We start from the raw sequence: 17,356 nt of genomic DNA on the forward strand, positions 1-17,356 counted from the left end.
ATCGGCCGGAGAGGACGGGGGCACCGGTGGCACTGGGACACGACGCCGAAAGGGCGACGGGCGGCGGAACCGACGCCCGTGGCATCCGGGGAGCGGTCGCCGGGCCGGCGGTCGCGCCCGAGGCACGGCGAGGCGCCCGCGCGGAGGTGAGGGCCGCATGAGGCTGCACCGGCTCGACATCACCGCCTTCGGCCCCTTCGGCGGCGAGCAGCAGGTCGACTTCGACGAGCTGTCCGCCGCGGGACTCTTCCTGCTGCACGGACCGACCGGCGCGGGCAAGACGTCCGTCCTCGACGCCGTCTGCTACGCCCTGTACGGAGCCGTGCCGGGCGCCCGGCAGAGCGGCCAGGGCCTGAGCCTGCGCAGCGACCACGCGGCGCCCGGCACGCGCACCTCCATCCGCCTCGAACTCACCGTGTCCGGGCGCCGGTTGGAGATCACCCGGCAGCCGCCCTGGGCACGCCCCAAGAAGCGCGGCTCGGGCACGACGGTCGACAAGGCGCAGAGCTGGCTGCGCGAGTACGACGCAGCGGCGGGCGCCTGGAAGGACCTCAGCCGCTCGCACCAGGAGATCGGCGAGGAGATCACCCAGCTCCTCGGCATGAGCCGCGAGCAGTTCTGCCAGGTCGTCCTGCTGCCCCAGGGCGACTTCGCGCGTTTCCTGCGGGCCGACGCCGAGGCACGCGGCAAGCTCCTCGGACGCCTCTTCGACACCCACCGGTTCGCCGAGGTGGAGAAGCGGCTCGCCGAGCGGCGCCGGGCGGCCGAGGCCCAGGTGCGCGCCGCCGACACCGAGTTGCTCGCCGACGCGCACCGCATGCAGCAGGCGGCGGGCGACACCGAGCCCCTGCCCGACCTCGCGCCCGGCGACCCCGGGCTCGCCGAGGCCGTCCTGACCTGGGCGGCGATCGCCCGCAGCACGGCCCGAGAGCGGCTCACCGTCGCCCAGTGCGCCCGGCGGACCGCGGAGTCCGCGCATGCCGCCGCCGAGCGGGAACTCGACGACGCGCGCGAAGTGGCCCGGCTGCAGCGCCGGTTCACCGAGGCACGCGAGCGGGCCGCGCGTCTGGAGGAGCGCGCCGACGGCTACCGCGAGGCGCGGGCCCGGATGGAGCGGGCCCGCAAGGCCGAGGCCGTGGCCCCCGCGCTCGACCTGCGCGAGGTCACCGAGGCCGAGCACCGGCGCGCCGCCGCGAAGGAGACCCGCGCGCGCGAGCTGCTGCCCGAGACGTTCGCCGGGGCCGGAGCGGCCGGGCTCGCCGTCGCCGCGCGCAAGGCCGCCGAGGAGCTGGGCGGCCTGGAGTCGGCGCGCCGTGCCGAGCAGCGGCTGGCCGAACTCGTCGCCGAGCGCGACGGACTCGACCGGCAGGAGCGCGCCGACGAGGACGTGCTCCAGGAGGCCGCGAGCTGGCTCGCTGGATGGGACGCCACCCGCGCCGCCCTCCAGACGGACATCGAGGGCGCGCAGGAGGCCGCCGCCCGCGCCGAACAGCTGGCCGTCCAGCGCGACCCGGCCCGCAGACGGCTGAACGCCGCCCGTCAGCGCGACCAGTTCGCCCGCGACACGGACGGGGCCCAGGAGCAGGTGCTCGCCTCCCGGGAGCGGGCGGCGGACGCCCGCGCCCACTGGCTGGACCTCAAGGAACAGCGGCTGAACGGCATCGCGGCCGAACTCGCCGCGAACCTGGCCGACGGCGAACCCTGCGCCGTGTGCGGCGCCACGGAACACCCCGCACCGGCCCGGAAGATCGACGGACACGTCGACCGGGAGGCCGAGGAGCGGGCGCTCGCCGCCTACCAGGACGCCGACGAGCAGCGCGCCGAGGACGAACGCCGCCTCGGCCTCGTACGTGAGGCGCTGGCCGCGGCCACCGCCGAGGCGGGCGACACCCCGACCGGGCAACTCGCCGAGGAGGTCGAGGAGTTGGAGCGGCTGTACGCCGAGGCGCGGGCCGCCGCTTCCGGGCTGCACGGCTCCCGGGAGGCGCTCGCCCAGGCCGAGCGCGAGCACGGGCGCCGGGTCGCGGCACAGCAGGCGGCCGAGGTACGGGCCGCGTCCCGCGTGGCCCGCCGGGACACGCTGGACCGTGAAAGGCTCACGCTGGAAGAGGAGTTGGCGCACGTCCGGGGCGACGCCGACAGCGTGGCGGCACGGTCGGCGCAGCTGGAGCGGCGAGCCGCCAGGCTCACCGACGCCGCGGACGCCGCACGCGAGGCCGAAGAGGCCGCGCAGCGGCTCAAGTCGGCGGACGCGCGCCTCGCCGACGCGGCCTTCCGCGCCGGGTTCGACACCCCGCTCGCCGCGTCCGCCGCCCTGCTGGACGACGCGGCCCACCGCGACCTGCAACGGCGCCTCGACGCCTGGCAGTCGGAGGAGGCGGCCGTTCGCGCGGTCCTCGCCGAGGCCGACACCGCGGCCGCCGCCCAGCTGCCACCCGTGGACCTCTGGGCCGTCGAGCGGGCCGCCGAGTCCGCGGCCCGCGGACTCCAGGACGCCGTCTCGGCCGGGGACGCCGCCGCCCGATGCTGCGCCGAGCTCGACCGGCTGTCCGCGCGGGCGCTCGCGGGCGTACGCCGCCTCGGGCCCCTGCGGGAGGAGTACGACCGGGTGGCGCGACTGGCGGGCCTCGCCGCGGGCACCTCCGCGGACAACGAGCGCAAGATGCGCCTGGAGTCGTACGTGCTGGCCGCGCGCCTGGAGCAGGTCGCCGCAGCGGCGACCGTGCGGCTGCAACGGATGTCGTCCGGGCGCTACACCCTCGTCCACTCCGACGACCGCTCCGGCCGCGGCCGCAGCGGACTCGGCCTGCACGTGGTCGACGCCTGGACCGGCCGGGAGCGGGACACCGCGACGCTGTCCGGCGGCGAGACCTTCTTCGCCTCGCTCGCGCTGGCGCTCGGTCTCGCGGACGTGGTCACGGACGAGGCCGGCGGGGTCCGGCTCGACACCCTCTTCATCGACGAGGGCTTCGGAAGCCTGGACGAACAGACCCTGGACGAGGTCCTCGACGTACTGGACTCCCTCCGGGAACGCGACCGCAGCGTCGGCATCGTCAGCCACGTCGGGGACCTGCGGCGGCGGATCCACGCCCAGCTGGAGATCGTGAAGGGCCGGACGGGTTCGGCCGTACGCCAGCGGGGCGCGGGCTGACCCGCCCCGGCGGGCCCCTGCCGGACTCAGCGGCCCACCGGGCGCCGGGGCAGCGGCGAGGAGTAGACGACGCTGGTCGTCACCGAACCCAGGGTGCCGATCCGGCCCGTCACCTCCTCCAGATGGGCCATGGAGCGCGCCGCGACCTTGATGACGAAGCAGTCGTCGCCCGTGACGTGGTGGGCCTCCAGGATCTCGGGCGTCACCGCCACCAGGTCGTGGAAGGGCTTGTAGTTGCCGGTCGGATACCGGAGCCGGACGAAGGCGAGGATCGGCAGCCCGAGGCTCTCCGGGGCGACGACGGCCGCGTAGCCCTGGATGACGCCCGCCTCCTCCAGCCGGCGCACCCGCTCGGTGACCGCGCTCGCGGACATGGAGACGGCGCGGGCCAGCTCGGCGAAGCTGGCCCGGCCCTCGCGTTGCAGGACGTCGAGGATGCGCCAGTCGGTGGCGTCCGGGGAATACGCGGTCATACCCGAGAGACAACAGGGAAATCCCCGGTCGGGCAAGACCGACGCCGTGATTCGCCACTTCATCGAGGCGGCCGCCGACCGTAGGTTTCTGGACAGGAAGTCCCGTACGGCCGGCGCGGTGAAAGCGCCGGTACGACGGGACCGGGAGGAAGGCCTGACCATGACCGTGACCGCCACCACCGACGCGACCGCCACGAACCCCGTGCTGCGGATCGCCCCCGCGACTCCGGCCGCGGCCGCCGCCTTCTTCGGCGCGAGCCTCGCCTTCCACGCCGACGTGTCCGACGTCGCCTCCGTGCTCGCGGCGGGCGGCGACCCCGGGTTCGTCGTGCTCGACTCGCGCTCCACGGCCTCCTGGGACCAGGGACACGTGCCCGGCGCCGTCCACCTGCCCACCGCGCTCATCCCGGAGCAGGCCGAGCAGCTCCTCGACCGCTCCGTGCCCGTCGTCACCTACTGCTGGGGCCCCGGCTGCAACGGCGCGACCCGCGCGGCCCTGGCGCTCGCCGAACTCGGCTTCCAGGTCAAGGAGATGCTCGGCGGATTCGAGTACTGGGTGCGCGAGGGCTTCGCCTACGAGACCTGGGAGGGAAGCGAGCGGCGCAGCGCCGACGCGCTGACCGCGCCGGTGGACGCCGACGAGTGCGGCTGCTGAGTCCGCCGTCCGCGGCACCCCAAGGGGCCTGCCACGCCGAGGCGTTGGGGCGGAACAGGGGAATTCGGACGGAGCGGGGGAGCGGGAGAGCCGGAGCGGAACGCTGCCTGTAACTTCTGCGCATGGCGCGTTACGCGGAACCGGGTGCGGTGGAGTGGGTCGAGTCGGGCGGCGGGCCGCTCATAGCGATTCCCGAGGTGGTCCTGCCGTTCTGGTCGGGGGCCGACGGCGACGACATGTCGTCCGACTACGACCGGGCCTGCGACGTCGAGGGGTTCATCGGCCTGGTGCCGGTGGGGGACACCCGGGCCCTGGTCCTCGGGGACGAACCCGCCTCCACCACGTTCCTGCCCCGGCACGGCACCTTCGTACGGTGGTGCGCCGCCGACTCCGAGGCCGAACTCCTCGCCGGCGTCCCGGCCGCGCTCGACGCGGCGGTGTGGGAGCCGGAGGTGCGGTGGGACGTCCCCGGACCGGTGCTCCTGTTCGACGCCGCCTGGCCGGGCCGGGTCTCCGAGCGGACGGACCACCTGCGGGTCGCCCTGGAGCCCGGCCGGTACGGCGTCCGCGCGGCCTACGTGGAACCGGGACCCGAGACGTGGCTGGGACTCGTACAGCTGCGCCGGCTGACCGGCTGACCCGGCGCCCGTCACGGGACCGGCGGCCGGGTCCGGGCTCCCGCCCGGGCCCGCCCGCCGGGGACGGCGGACCGGCTACAGCCGGGACAGCTCGTCCACCAGGTCGTCCAGCCCCAGGGAGCCCTGGGAGAGCGCCGCCATGTGCCAGGCCTTGGCGTCGAAGGCGGCACCGTGCCGCTTCCGCGCGTTCTCCCGGCCGAGCAGCCACGCCCGTTCGCCGAGCTTGTAGCCGATGGCCTGCCCGGGGATGGACAGGTAGCGGGTCAGCTCGCTCTCCACGAAGTCCGCCGGCCGGCTGCTGTGGGAGCCGAAGAACTCCTCGGCCAGCGCCGGGGTCCAGCGCTCACCCGGGTGGAACGGCGATTCGGCCGGGATCTCCAGCTCCAGGTGCATGCCGATGTCCACGATCACCCGGGCCGCCCGCATCATCTGCGCGTCCAGGTAGCCGAGCCGCCGCTCCGGGTCCGTGAGGAAGCCCAGCTCGTCCATGAGCCGCTCCGCGTACAGCGCCCAGCCCTCGCAGTTGGCGCTCACCCCGCCGACGCCGGCCTGGTAGCGGGAGAGGTCCTCGGCGACGTGCGCCCACTGCGCGAGCTGGAGGTGGTGACCGGGAACGCCCTCGTGGTACCAGGTCGACACCAGGTCGTACACCGGGAACCTGGTCTGGCCCATCGTCGGCAGCCAGGTACGGCCCGGGCGCGAGAAGTCCTCGGACGGGGCCGTGTAGTACGGGGCCGCCGCGCTCCCGGGCGGCGCGATACGGGACTCCACCCGCCGTACCCGCTCGGCGAGTTCGAAGTGGGTGCCGTCGAGAGCGTCGATCGCCTCGTCCATCAGGCCCTGGAGCCAGTCGCGGACCTCGTCGACCCCCTCGATGTGCGTGCCGTGCTCGTCCAGGTGCGCGAGCGCCACCCACGGCGTCGCGGCACCCGGCAGGATCTTCTCCGCCTCCTGCTTCATCTCGCCGAGCAGCCGGTGGTACTCGGACCAGCCGTACGCGTACGCCTCGTCGAGGTCGAGGTCCGTGCCGTTGTAGTACCGCGACCAGCGCGCGTACCGCTCACGGCCCACGGTGTCCGGCGCGCCCTCGATGGCGGGCGCGTACACGTCGCGCATCCAGTCCCGCAGGGACGCCAGGGCCGCGGTCGCCGTGCGGGCGGCCGAGTCGAGATCATCGCGCAGGGCCTCGGGACCGGGCGAGACGAAGTCCTCGAACCAGCCGCGGCCCTGCCCGTGCGGGTCCGCCCACTCGGTCAGCTGGGTGATGAAGGTGGCCGTCGGACGCGGACCGCCGTACAGCTTGCGCTCCAGGCCGAGGGCCAGGGACTCGCGGTAGCCCTCCAGCGCGGCGGGCACCGCGCGCAGCCGCTCGGCGACGGCCGCCCAGTCCTCGTCCGTCCCGGTCGGCATGAGGGAGAAGATGTCACGCACCGAATGCGCGGGGGAGTGCAGGTTGCTCACCACCCGCAGTCCCTCGTCGGCGTCGTGCACGGCGAGTTCGGCGGTCAGGCGCTCACGCAGCAGACGGGCGCAGCGGCGCTCGATGCCGCTGTCCGCGCCAGGCTGCCGCTCGGCCTCGTCGAGCCGTGCCAGCGTCGTCCGTGCCAGCTCCGCCAGGGCCTCCTGGCCCGCGGGCGAGGTGTCCGGCAGCCTGGTCGAACTTGCCTTGTCGCCGAGGTAGGTACCGGTGACCGGGTCGAGGGCGATGAGCTCGTCGACATAGGTGTCGGCGACCTCGCGGGGCAGCGGGCTCTTGGTGTCTGACATGCGGACAATCCTCATACGAGGAACCCGTCCGCGTCAGCCCGATTCCGCTGAGGGCGTGGCTCCTTGTGCCCCGTGCGCCGATGTGGCCGTGGAGGCGTCCCGCTGCGGGGGCAGCAGGGGCCCGCAGTCCCACTGCTGGAAGATCAGCCGGGTCTCGACCCGGGCCACTTCGCGCCGGGACGTGAACTCGTCGATCACCAGGCGCTGCAGATCCGTCATGTCCGACACCGCCACGTGCACGAGGTAGTCGTCGGGGCCGGTGAGGTGGAAGACCGTACGGGACTCCGGCAGCGCCCGGATGCGGTCGACGAACGGTCCGACCAACTCCCGCCGGTGCGGCCTGACCTGCACGGACAGCAGGGCCTCCAGACCGCGCCCCAGCTTCGCCGGGTCGAGCCGCAGCTGGTGCCCGAGGATGACCCCGGCGCGGCGCAGCCGGGTCACCCGGTCCAGGCAGGTCGACGGCGCGACCCCGACCTGCGTGGCAAGATCGCGGTAGGTGGTCCGTGCGTCGTTCTGCAGCAGCCGCAGCAGATGAAGATCCACCGGATCCAGTACGACGGTTTCGGCCATGGCCCGAACGTAGCACGGGGTTCGACGCCGTAGGCCCGTCCGGTGTTCAGGCTGCGGCCATGGACTCCGTCACCCCGAACGCCTCCCGCGTCCCCGATCCTCGCCCCGCGCCCCGCAAGCTGGCCACCGAGGCCGTGCACGCCGGGCGCGACGACCTCGCACGGCTGGGCCTGCACGCCGCGCCGATCGACCTGTCCACCACCTACCCCTCCTACGACAGCCGGGGCGAGGCCGCCCGCATCGACGCCTTCGCCGCGGACGGCGCCGAACCGGAGGGGCCGCCGGTCTACGGGCGCCTCGGCAACCCGACGGTCGCCCGCTTCGAGACCGCGCTGGCCCGGCTCGAAGGCACCGAGAGCGCGGTCGCCTTCGCCAGCGGCATGGCGGCGCTCAGCGCGGTCCTGCTCGTGCGCAACGCGATGGGCCTGCGCCACGTGGTGGCCGTACGGCCGCTGTACGGATGCAGCGACCATCTGCTGACCGCCGGGCTGCTGGGCTCGGAGGTGACCTGGGTCGACCCGGCCGGGATCACGGACGCGCTGCGGCCCGACACGGGACTGGTCATGGTCGAGTCCCCGGCCAACCCGACGCTCGCCGAACTCGACCTGCGGGCCGTCGCGCACTCCTGCGGTTCGGTACCGCTGCTCGCGGACAACACCTTCGCCACGCCCGTGCTCCAGCGGCCGGCCGAGCAGGGCGCCCGTCTCGTCCTGCACAGCGCCACCAAGTACCTGGGCGGACACGGCGACGTCATGGCCGGGGTGGTGGCCTGCGACGAGGAGTTCGCGCGGGGACTGCGCCAGGTGCGGTTCGCGACCGGCGGGGTGCTCCACCCGCTCGCCGGCTATCTGCTGCTGCGGGGCCTGTCGACGCTTCCGGTACGGGTCCGGGCGGCCTCGGCCAACGCCGCCGAACTCGCCGGCCGGCTGGCCGCCGATCCGCGGGTGGCCCGCGTGCACTACCCGCGCATCGGCGGCGCCATGATCGCCTTCGAGGTCGTCGGCGACCCGCACGAGGTCATCGCCGGGGTCCGCCTGATCACCCCCGCCGTGAGCCTGGGCAGCGTCGACTCCCTCATCCAGCACCCCGCGTCCATCAGCCACCGCATCGTCCCCTCGGCCGACCGCCAGGACGCGGGCGTCAGCGACCAGTTGCTGCGTCTGTCGGTGGGCCTGGAGGACGTGGACGACCTGTGGGCCGACCTGGACACCGCACTGGGTTCGCCTCCGGAGCCGCGGGACCAGGGTCGCCGGCGCGAGGTGGCTGCACAGGGGGCCTGACGGCGGGCGCCGAGGGGAGGGGGCCGCGGACCGGCGGGTGCTGCGGACCGGTGGTGGCCGCGGTCAGGTGACGGCCGAGGCCCGGCGGGGGCCGTACCGACGGGTGGGAGTCGCGTCGGCCCGCGGGGCGCCGCGCGCTCCCGGCACGCGCGAACGGCCCGGCGGGATACGCCGGGCCGCTGCGGGTGGGGCTTGCCGTGCCTGGGGTGCACACGCCGCCCGCGGCGAGGCGGGTGGCCCCGCCGACGGACCGTCGTGGCCTGGCCGTCGCGGTGAGCGCGGTGGTGCCTCTGGTGCCTGCGGTTCCGGGTGTCGGGCGCGTACGGTCTCTGACGGGCCGGTGTCCAGGCGGGCCGGTGTCCAGGCGGGCCAGGCGGGCCAGTCGGGCCAGGCGTGTCGGACGGTTGCGGGTGTGCCATACGGCCCCGGGGCGCCCGGCGTGCGGGGTGTTGCGGATGTGCCCGGCGTGCTCGACGTACCGGATGTGCCCGGCGTGCCCGGCCTACCGGACGCGCCCGGCGTACCGGATGTGCCCGGCGTGCCAGGCGTGCTCGATGTACCGGATGCGCCCGGCGTACCGGATGCGCCCGGCGTACCGGACGTGCTCGGGGTGCCCGGCCTACCGGACTTGCCCGGCGTACCGGACGTGGCCGCGTACCGGATGTGTCCGGTGCCGGTGCCGTAATGGCACCGGCACCGGGCTCCGTCGTCAGTCCCGGGTGGCCCGTCCGCCCGCGTGGTTCCGCGACTGCGGTGCGGCGGACGGGGCGCTCTCGAGGCGGGCGGTGATGACGAGGGTGCCCTCCTCGATCTGGTAGTCGAGGGGGAGATCCAGGGCACGCATCGCGGCGACCATGCCCGTGTTGGACGCCTGCGTCACGGCGTACACGCTCTCGCAGCCCGCCTCGACCGCCATGGCGACGAGCCGGCCGAGGAGTTCCCCGCCGATGCCGCGCCGCTGCCACTCGTCCTCGACCAGCAGGGCGACCTCGGTCTCGTCGCCGTCCCACAGGAGGTGGCCGAGGCCGACGATGCGGCCCGAGGCGGTCTGCACGGCGAGCGTCCGCCCGAAGCGGGGGCTGAGCAGGTGGTTCAGATAGCGGTCGGCGTCCCCGACGGGGCCGTGGTACCGCATGCTCAGGGTGCGCGGCGAGCAGCGCTCGTGCATGGCCTTCGCGGCCTCGTGGTCGGCGGCGTCGGCCCGGCGCACCGTGATGGCGTTGCCCTCGGGCAGCGTCAGGACGTCGAGGCCGCGCGGGATGCGCGGTCCGAGCCGCGCGTCCAGCTCGACCAGCGCCCGCGCCCGGGCGAACTCGGTCGGCGTGAACGGCAGATACGGCCGCTCCACGGTGATCACGCCGCCCTCGGGAGCCCGCAGCCGCATCACCGTGTCCTCAAGGGCGCCCTCGACGGGGGCGGTCTCGTTCGCACGGCCGGAACCCGGTGACCTGGCGGGCAGTGAGCGGATTGTGCAGCGGCCGAGCAACTGCCGCAGCGCCAGCGGGAGTTCGGCGGCGTCCAGGGCGGTGCGGGTGGCGAGGCCGAGGACCCGGGTCGGCGCGTCCACCAGGTCGTGGGCGTCTGCCCGCTCGATCCACGTGCCGCTGCCGCCCGCCCCGGCGACGGCGCGGGTGACCTCGGCGGCGGTCAGGGCGGCGGGGGCGCGCAGCAGGAACTCGTCCACCGTGCCCTCGGCCAGCGGATGGGTCTGCAGGCTCAGGATGTCGACCTCGTGCCGGGCCAGCGCGGTGCACAGCGCGGCCAGCGAGCCCGGAGCGTCCTGCACCGTGGTCCGCATCCGCCACAGGACGGGTGCCTCCGCGGCGTCCCCGGACGCCGGGGCCTCGGGCTGCCCGGCCTGGAGTGCCCCGGCGGGCGGCCGGGCGCCGGTATCGCCTGTCGGCGGTGCGTGACCGTGGCGTCGTGCCCACCAGGTGTGGAATCCGGCCGTGGCGACCAGGACGACGGCCGAGATCCCCAGCAGGGCGGGGCCGTCGGGGCCGTGCCCGATCAGGTTGGCCACGGCGTCGGCCACCGCGACGGCCGTGAACAGGGCGGCGAGCTCGACGAGGTCCCGCCGCCAGTGGTGCACGGGGCGCCCGTGCTTCGTGCGCGTCACATCAGACATGTCCGGAGTCATGCAGCCACTGTGAAGGAACGGTGTTGCGTGATCACGAACGCTTTGTGACTGATCGGTTAAGTGTCTCTCTGTCCTTTTTATTTCATTTTCTATGATTGTCGTCACCGGGTGTGACGCGGACGGGAGACACTCCCGGTCACGCGGCGTTCAGCCGGACGCCAGCAGCGCGCCGGCCTCCTCCCCGTCGCTGGGCTCCTCTCCCAGGAACTGGGCCGCCCGCGCGCGCAGTCCCGGCGTCAACCGGTGCGCCGCCCGGGACAGTTCGGACCGCGCGGCGGCGTCCTCCAGCCGGTCGAAGTGGCGCTCCACGAGCTTCAGCGCCCGCTCCTGCACCCCGGAATCCTGGTGCGTGAACGCCGGTGCCACCGCGGGCAGCAGCTCCGCGGCCGTGGACGGATCGCGTCCGATCACCTTGGCCAGCAGGATGAGCTGGGTGCGGACCAGCTTCTTCTCGCTGCGCGGCAGCACCCCGCCGGACATCTCCGAGATACGGCGGGCGGTCAGCTGCCCGTCGAGGGCGAGAGCGCCCAGCACGGCCTGGGCGTGTGCGGCCACGGCCGAGGGTGCGTCGCGGACCAGGGCGATCCAGTCGCCGACACGCTCCCGCCGTTCGTCCGGAGTGAGCTTCAGCGAGACCAACAGCCGCAGGAACACCCGGTGGTCGGCCGGCGACCCGCCCCGCAGCAGCCTGGCCACACAGGCGTCGACCATGGTCCGGCGGTCCAGCAGGCCCTCGCCGCCGAGCCGGGCCAGGGCCACCGTCCAGATGTCGGCGCCCTCACCGTACTGCCACTCCACGCGGGCGCCGATGCCGTCGGTCGTGAAGAGGGCGGTGGCCAGCTCCGTCAGGTGGGGATCCCTGCGCAGCCGGTCCAGGACGGTGTCCCCGCGCTTCCAGACATGGCCGAGATGCTCCATCCAGCCCTGGACATAGGCGTCCGTCGTCGGCGCGGCACACCCGGACAGCCGCACCAGACCCGCCATCAGCGCGTACGGCACACCGGAGGCGAGCGGCTGCTGGGCGAGCCGGTGCGTCACGTCGGCCAGCCACGCGGGGTCACGGTCCCCGAGCACGTCGAGCAGGACGGCCGGCGACGCCTGCGACCAGCGCAGATCGGGCGCCGCGAGCCAGGTGGCCGCCGCGGCGGCCCCGGTCTGGCATGCCGCTCCGGCCGCGTGCAGCGCGGGCTGGGCGCGGCGGGACTCCACGTTCCAAGGAGTCGCCCCCAGCTCCTTGCGGAGCTGTCTCAGCCCCGGGAGGCACGCCCTGCGTTCCGTATCGGTCATGCCGTCCAGCAGGCTCACGACCTCAGCCGTCCGCCCCGCCCGCACGGCCTCCATCAGCACACCCATCGCACGCCCCCGTCGATCCTCGGTCTCCCGGCCCCCACTGTGCGCACGACCCCGGCGCGGGCGGCGGCCCCGGCCCGGGAACGACCCCGGGCCGCACGGTCCGCGCGGCGCGCGCGAGGGTGGAGGACGCCGTGGAACGCGCCCTCGCGGCTTGGTGCGGCCGGGCGCCGACCCCGGCGTGCGGAGATCGCGTTGGGAGAACCGTAGAGGCCACCACTGACAATGGCCCCTGTGCCGCCGGTGGTTGTGCCCGGCAGACCGTGGTGGCGCACGGCGAACGGAGCGGCGCACCGGGGGATGACTCCGGTGCGCTGCCCATCGGTTCGAGGGTACGGGACCGTCCGGCTCAGCGACGGGTCACTGCCCGACCCGGCCCGGTCGCAGCACCTTCGTGAACAGCACGGTGCCGTCCTGCTCGCGCAGCCGGACCGTCAGGTCGCCGCTGCCGCCGTCGATGTCCACCTCGCCGAAGAACTGGTAGCCCCCGGCGGGCGAGACGTTGGACGCGGTGGGCGCCTTCACGAACACCCGCTCGGGGCCGAACGTGCCGTCGAGGGCGCTGGCCGGGAACGCGCCGGCGTTCAGGGGGCCGGAGACGAACTCCCAGAACGGCTCGAAGTCGGTGAACGCGGCGCGCTCCGGCAGGTAGTGCTGGGCCGAGGTGTGGTGGACGTCGGCCGTCAGCCACACGGTACCCGTGATCCGCCGGTGCTTGATGTACCGCAGCAGCTCGGCGATCTGCAGTTCGCGCCCGAGCGGTGCCCCCGGATCGCCCTGGGCCACCGCCTCGATGTTCTTCTGCCCCTCGGTGGTGTCCGGCACGACCAGCCCGAGGGGCATGTCGGCGGCGATCACCTTCCACACGGCGCGCGAGCGGGACAGTTCCCGCTTGAGCCACCGCAGTTGCTCCTCGCCGAGGATGCCCTGGGGGTCGGTGGTCTGGGTGCCGGGGGTGTTGGCGTTGCGGTAGGTGCGCATGTCCAGCACGAAGACGTCGAGCAGGGGGCCATGGCGCACGACGCGGTGCACCCGTCCCTCCCGGGCGCCCGGACGCAGCGCGGAGACCGGGAAGTACTCGCCGAACGCGCGGTTGGCGCGCGCGGCCAGCACGTCGACGCTCTTCTCGGTGTACCGCGTGTCCGTCGCCGCGATCACCTCGCCCGGGTACCAGTTGTTGCGCACCTCGTGGTCGTCCCACTGCACGATGGACGGCACCTGGGCGTTGAAGCGGCGGAGGTTGTCGTCCAGCAGGTTGTAGCGGAAGTTGCCGCGGAACTCCGCCAGGGTCTCGGCGACCTTGGACTTCTCCTCGGTGGTGACGTTCCGCCAGGTGCTGCCGTCGGGCAGGGCGGCGGTCGCGGAGATCGGCCCGTCGGCGTAGATGTTGTCGCCGCTGCACAGGAAGAAGTCCGGGTCCAGCGCCGCCATGGCGTCGTAGATGCGGTAGCCCCCGCGGTCGGGGTTGATGCCCCAGCCCTGCCCGGCCAGGTCGCCCGACCACAGGAAGCGTACGCCGTCGCGCCGCCGGACCGGTGCCGTGCGGAAGGTGCCGGGGACGGGCTCGCCGGTGCGCCGCGGGTCGTCGGGGTCGGCGAGCAGCACGCGGTAGTGGATCTGCTCGCCCGGCGGCAGCCCGCGCAGCCTGGTCGTGCCGGTGAAGTCGGTGCCGGGGCCGAGCAGCGGACCGTGCCATCTCCTGGCGTTGCGGAAGGACTCGGTGGCCGACGTCTCGACGATCATCCGGGCCGGCCGGTCGGAACGCACCCACACCAGACCGGAGTCGGTCGTGACGTCGCCGGCCTGGACGCCCCAGCCCGCCTCCGGCCGTCCCGACAGGGCGAACGCCGGAGCGGCGCCGGCCGCAGCCGGCACGGCCAGGGCCGCCGACGCGGCGAGAGAGCCGCGCAGCACGCTGCGGCGGCCGGGAAACGGCGGACGGTGTGACATGGATGCGCCTCCAGGGACGGGTTCCGGCCAGTGTGCAGTGCCACAACTACTGGTGCGCCGCAGCGCACACGGAAACCCCAAGTGAACAACTGACCGCACCGGCAGGGGAACCGGCGTGCGCCACCGGCCGGCGACCCACCGGCGAATCCCCGTCACCCGTGGCGTACCGCCGCCGCCATCAACTGCACCCCCTCCCGGATGCGGGCCGGGGACAGGTGCGCGTACCCCAGCACCAGCCGCACGCCCTCGTCGACCGCCGTGCCGTAGTCCGACAGCGGCCGCACCGCGATGCCCTCGGCGGCCGCGAGCCGCAGGAAGCGGTCCGGGGGCCCGTACCGGTCGGGCAGTTCGGCGATGGCGTGCAGTCCGGCGGCGATCCCCGACACCTTCGTGCCGGGGAAGTGCTCGTCGAGGGCGGCCACGAGCGTGTCGCGCCGCTCCCGGTAGGCGCGCTGGCAGCGCCGCAGCTGCCGGTCGTAGTCACCGCGCTCCAGGAACCGCGCCATGAGGGCCTGGTCGATGGCGGGATGGCCGAGATCCATGGTCCGCTTGCGTTCGACGACCTCTTCGGCGAGCGACCCGGGCACGAGGAGCCAGCCCAGCCGGAGCCCGGGCGCGAGCGACTTGCTGACCGACCCGGTGTACGCGACGCGCTCCGGGTCCAGGCCCTGGAGCGCGCCCACCGGGGCACGGTCGTAGCGGAAGTCCCCGTCGTAGTCGTCCTCGACCACGAGACCGTCCACCGAGCGGGCCCAGTCGAGCAGTTCGGCACGGCGCCGCGCCGAGTACGCGATCCCCGAGGGGAACTGGTGGGCGGGGGTGGTGACGACCGCCCGCACTCCGGAGTCGTACAGGGGGCCGGTCGACAGGCCCTCGCGGTCGAGCGGCAGGCGGACGGCGGTGAGGCCGGCCGAGGTGTAGAGGGCGCCGTGCTCGGGGCTGCCGGGGTCCTCCACACCGACGGTGCGCACCCCGCGCGCGTGGAGCACGAATCCGAGGAGCGTCGTCGCCTGCGCCACCCCGGAGACGACCACCACCCGCTCCGGGTCCGCGACCACGCCCCGGCGCCGGGAGAGCAGTTCGGCCAGGGCGGTCCGCAGCCGGGGCAGCCCCCGCGGATCGGGGTAACCGAGTGCGTGGTGGGGCAGTTCGGCGAGCACCCCGCGCTGCGCGGCGGCCCAGGCGGCGCGCGGGAACAGAGACAGGTCCGGTGTGCCGGGCAGGAAGTCGGCGCGGGCGCCCGGGGAGCGCGGCGCGAGATCGCGCGCGGGCGGTCGGGCCGCCCGGGCCGCGCCGCCCACCCAGGTCCCGGCGCCCCGGCCGCTGCGCAGGTATCCCTCCGCCGTCAGCTGCTCGTACGCCTCCGTGACGAGCCCTCGTGACACCCCGAGATCGGCCGCGAGTTCCCGGCTCGGCGGCAGCCGGGTGTCCGGCGCGAGCCGTCCCGAGCGCACCGCCTCCCGCAGCGCCGCCTGGAGGGTGCGGCCACGCGCGCGTGCGGGCGCCGACGCGGCCGGCAGCAGCAGCTCCCAGGCGGCGGCCCACGGCGACCGCGCCACGGCCCCCTCGTCCCGATTGGTCCCCGATGGCGTCATGGAAGTGGACCTTAAACCGGACCGGGACGCTTCGTAGCGTCACCGCCATGAACGCCACCACCCGCGGAGCCCTGCTCGCCGCCTTCGCCTGCGTCCTCGTCGGAGGCTCCTTCACCGCCAACAGCGTGCTGGGCCACTACCCGTACGCGGGTGGCCAGTTCCTGCGCTACGGCCTGGCCTGCCTGCTGCTCCTGCCCCTCCTCGGCCGGGGCGGCACGGCACCGCTGCGCCGCCTCGCCCCGCGCCAGTGGACGCGCCTCGCCCTCCTCGCGGCGGTGGGCATGGTCGGCTTCAACCTCGCCGTCATCGCGGCCGAACGCACCGCGGAACCGGCGGTTCCAGGGGTGTTCGTCGGCTGCGCCCCGGTGGCGGTCGCCGTCCTCGTCCCCCTCCTGGACGGGCGCCGGCCCCAACGCCTCGTCCTGTACGGGGCGTTGCTGGTCGCGGTCGGCGCCTTCACCGTGCAGGGATGGGGGCGTACGGACGGCGCGGGGATCGCCTGGTCCGCGTGCGCGCTCGGCGGGGAGGTCGGCTTCGCGGTCCTCGCCGTGCCCGTGCTGCGCCCGCTGGGGCCCCGGCTGCTGTCCGCCACCGTCTGCGCGGTCGCCGCGGCCGAGTCGGCCGCGGCGGGGCTGCTCGCGGACGGCGGCGGGTGGCTGCGCGTACCGGACGCCACCGAGGCGGCGGCCCTGCTGTGGCAGGCGGTGGTCGTCACGGTCGTCGGCTTCGTCTGCTGGTACATGGGCATGCAGCGCATCGGCGCGGAACGCGCCACGCTCTTCTCCGGGCTCATCCCCGTCGCCGCCGCCTGCACAGCGCCCCTCGTCGGCACGGGGGCGTACGGCGCCGCGCAGGCCGTCGGCAGTGCCCTCGTGGGGGCCGGTGTCGCCCTGGGCTCGGGGGCGCTCAGGGTGCGGGCGCGCCGGTCAGCGGCTGCCGTCCAGGACGACCCGCGCCACCAGGGCCGGATCGTCGTTCATCGGGACGTGGCCGCAGCCGGGCAGCCGGACGAGGCGGGCGCGGGGGATGATCCGCTTGGCGCGGACGCCCTGACGGCGGACCAGCAGCCGGTCCCGGGTGCCCCACGCGACGGTGACCGGCACTCCCGGGACGTCGTCGGTGAACCGGACGGTGATGCCGGCCCGCAGGGTCTCGGAGAAGCCCTCCGCGTGGGCGAGCGCGAGCGTCTCGGCGACGACTGCCTCGGGTGAACGGCGGTGAGGCCGCGCGTAGATGCTGCTCGTCAGCACCGTGCGCCCGGCGGCCGTCCGGGAGAGGCGCTCCACGAGGGGCAGCGGCAGGCGGCGCGCGGCGTGCCGCATCGCGGTCAGGACCCCGAAGGCGTACCGACGTTCGGCCTGCGTCCAGAAGCCCGCGGGCGACAGTGCCGTGACGGAGCGTACGAGCTTGTCGCGGCCGAGTCCGAGGGCCAGCAGGCCGCCGAGGGAGTTGCCCGCGACGTGCGGTCGGTCCAGGTCCAGGGCGTCGCAGAACGCGCTCAGCGCGGCGTTCATGGTGGCGAGGTCGTGCGTCAGCCCGACGGGCAGGGCGGGGGACTCGCCGAACCCGGGGAGATCCACCGCGATCACGTCCCGCTCGGCCGCCAGGATGTGCAGGACGGGGTCCCAGGCCTGCCGGTGGTGGCCTATGCCGTGCAGCAGGAGCAGCGGTTCGCCGGTGCCCACACGCGTGTAGGACAGGGTCACCGGCTCGGGGCCGTGCGGAGAGGGGACGGTGAAGGAGACCGTGGCGGACATGGTGCTGCTCCTCACATGGGACGCGCT

Annotated in this window: 13 protein-coding genes and 1 pseudogene; 6 read left to right on the top strand and 8 right to left on the bottom strand. The window is 74.7% G+C overall.

The window, feature by feature from the left end:
• The first annotated feature begins 157 nt into the window (after positions 1-157).
• Positions 158-3,151 (top strand): AAA family ATPase, encoded by a 2,994-nt coding sequence (locus ACZ4VA_RS12890; protein ID WP_388906994.1) that lies wholly within the window; start codon positions 158-160, stop codon positions 3,149-3,151.
• Positions 3,152-3,177: 26 nt separating this feature from the next.
• Here the strand turns inward: ACZ4VA_RS12890 and ACZ4VA_RS12895 are convergent, their stop codons facing one another.
• On the bottom strand, positions 3,178-3,624 hold the full coding sequence (locus tag ACZ4VA_RS12895; protein WP_356171217.1) for an Lrp/AsnC family transcriptional regulator: 447 nt from the start codon (positions 3,622-3,624) through the stop codon (positions 3,178-3,180).
• A gap of 160 nt (positions 3,625-3,784) precedes the next feature.
• Here ACZ4VA_RS12895 and ACZ4VA_RS12900 point away from each other — a divergent pair, with 160 nt between their 5' ends.
• Together ACZ4VA_RS12900 and ACZ4VA_RS12905 are read left to right on the top strand one after the other, a co-directional pair.
• Positions 3,785-4,279, top strand: coding sequence for a rhodanese-like domain-containing protein (locus tag ACZ4VA_RS12900; protein WP_355779627.1), 495 nt, complete (start codon positions 3,785-3,787; stop codon positions 4,277-4,279).
• 122 nt (positions 4,280-4,401) lie between these two features.
• Positions 4,402-4,917, top strand: a complete 516-nt coding sequence (locus tag ACZ4VA_RS12905) for an immunity 21 family protein (protein ID WP_356171213.1) — start codon at positions 4,402-4,404, stop codon at positions 4,915-4,917.
• Positions 4,918-4,992: 75 nt separating this feature from the next.
• Here ACZ4VA_RS12905 and ACZ4VA_RS12910 read toward each other — a convergent pair whose 3' ends face one another.
• Together ACZ4VA_RS12910 and ACZ4VA_RS12915 are read right to left on the bottom strand one after the other, a co-directional pair.
• Positions 4,993-6,684: a DUF885 domain-containing protein gene (locus ACZ4VA_RS12910; protein WP_468081195.1), complete on the bottom strand. Its 1,692-nt coding sequence runs from the start codon at positions 6,682-6,684 to the stop codon at positions 4,993-4,995.
• Between the two features lie 33 nt (positions 6,685-6,717).
• The gene (locus ACZ4VA_RS12915) at positions 6,718-7,257 is read right to left on the bottom strand and encodes an Lrp/AsnC family transcriptional regulator (protein ID WP_355794126.1); all 540 of its coding nucleotides are present in this window, start codon (positions 7,255-7,257) and stop codon (positions 6,718-6,720) included.
• A 59-nt stretch (positions 7,258-7,316) separates the two neighbouring features.
• Here ACZ4VA_RS12915 and ACZ4VA_RS12920 point away from each other — a divergent pair, with 59 nt between their 5' ends.
• Together ACZ4VA_RS12920 and ACZ4VA_RS12925 are read left to right on the top strand one after the other, a co-directional pair.
• A complete protein-coding gene (locus ACZ4VA_RS12920; protein WP_468081197.1) occupies positions 7,317-8,537 on the top strand; it encodes a trans-sulfuration enzyme family protein in 1,221 nt (406 codons plus the stop codon).
• 466 nt (positions 8,538-9,003) lie between these two features.
• Entirely contained in the window at positions 9,004-9,222 is a 219-nt protein-coding gene (locus ACZ4VA_RS12925) for a hypothetical protein (protein ID WP_468081199.1), read from the top strand.
• Positions 9,223-9,246: 24 nt separating this feature from the next.
• Here ACZ4VA_RS12925 and ACZ4VA_RS12930 read toward each other — a convergent pair whose 3' ends face one another.
• The 4 genes from ACZ4VA_RS12930 to pdxR all read right to left on the bottom strand — a co-directional run bounded on the left by ACZ4VA_RS12930 (position 9,247) and on the right by pdxR (position 15,572).
• The gene (locus ACZ4VA_RS12930; RefSeq protein WP_388907051.1) at positions 9,247-10,629 is read right to left on the bottom strand and encodes a GNAT family N-acetyltransferase; all 1,383 of its coding nucleotides are present in this window, start codon (positions 10,627-10,629) and stop codon (positions 9,247-9,249) included.
• A 195-nt stretch (positions 10,630-10,824) separates the two neighbouring features.
• Entirely contained in the window at positions 10,825-12,030 is a 1,206-nt protein-coding gene (locus ACZ4VA_RS12935; RefSeq protein ID WP_468081202.1) for a hypothetical protein, read from the bottom strand.
• A 357-nt stretch (positions 12,031-12,387) separates the two neighbouring features.
• Complete coding sequence (locus tag ACZ4VA_RS12940) at positions 12,388-13,977, bottom strand: alkaline phosphatase D family protein (RefSeq protein WP_468081204.1); 1,590 nt, start codon at positions 13,975-13,977, stop codon at positions 12,388-12,390.
• Positions 13,978-14,129: 152 nt separating this feature from the next.
• Positions 14,130-15,572, bottom strand: a complete 1,443-nt coding sequence (gene pdxR, locus ACZ4VA_RS12945) for a MocR-like pyridoxine biosynthesis transcription factor PdxR (RefSeq protein WP_356243720.1) — start codon at positions 15,570-15,572, stop codon at positions 14,130-14,132.
• 47 nt (positions 15,573-15,619) lie between these two features.
• Between pdxR and ACZ4VA_RS12950 the strand changes: the two are divergent.
• Positions 15,620-15,973 (top strand): annotated as a pseudogene (locus ACZ4VA_RS12950) (EamA family transporter); the annotation flags it as partial.
• 525 nt (positions 15,974-16,498) lie between these two features.
• On the opposite strand, the gene ACZ4VA_RS12955 reads toward ACZ4VA_RS12950, so the two are convergent.
• Positions 16,499-17,329, bottom strand: a complete 831-nt coding sequence (locus tag ACZ4VA_RS12955) for an alpha/beta fold hydrolase (protein WP_355796196.1) — start codon at positions 17,327-17,329, stop codon at positions 16,499-16,501.
• Positions 17,330-17,356 lie beyond the last annotated feature (27 nt).

The organism is Streptomyces sp. NPDC028308, from assembly GCF_055565855.1.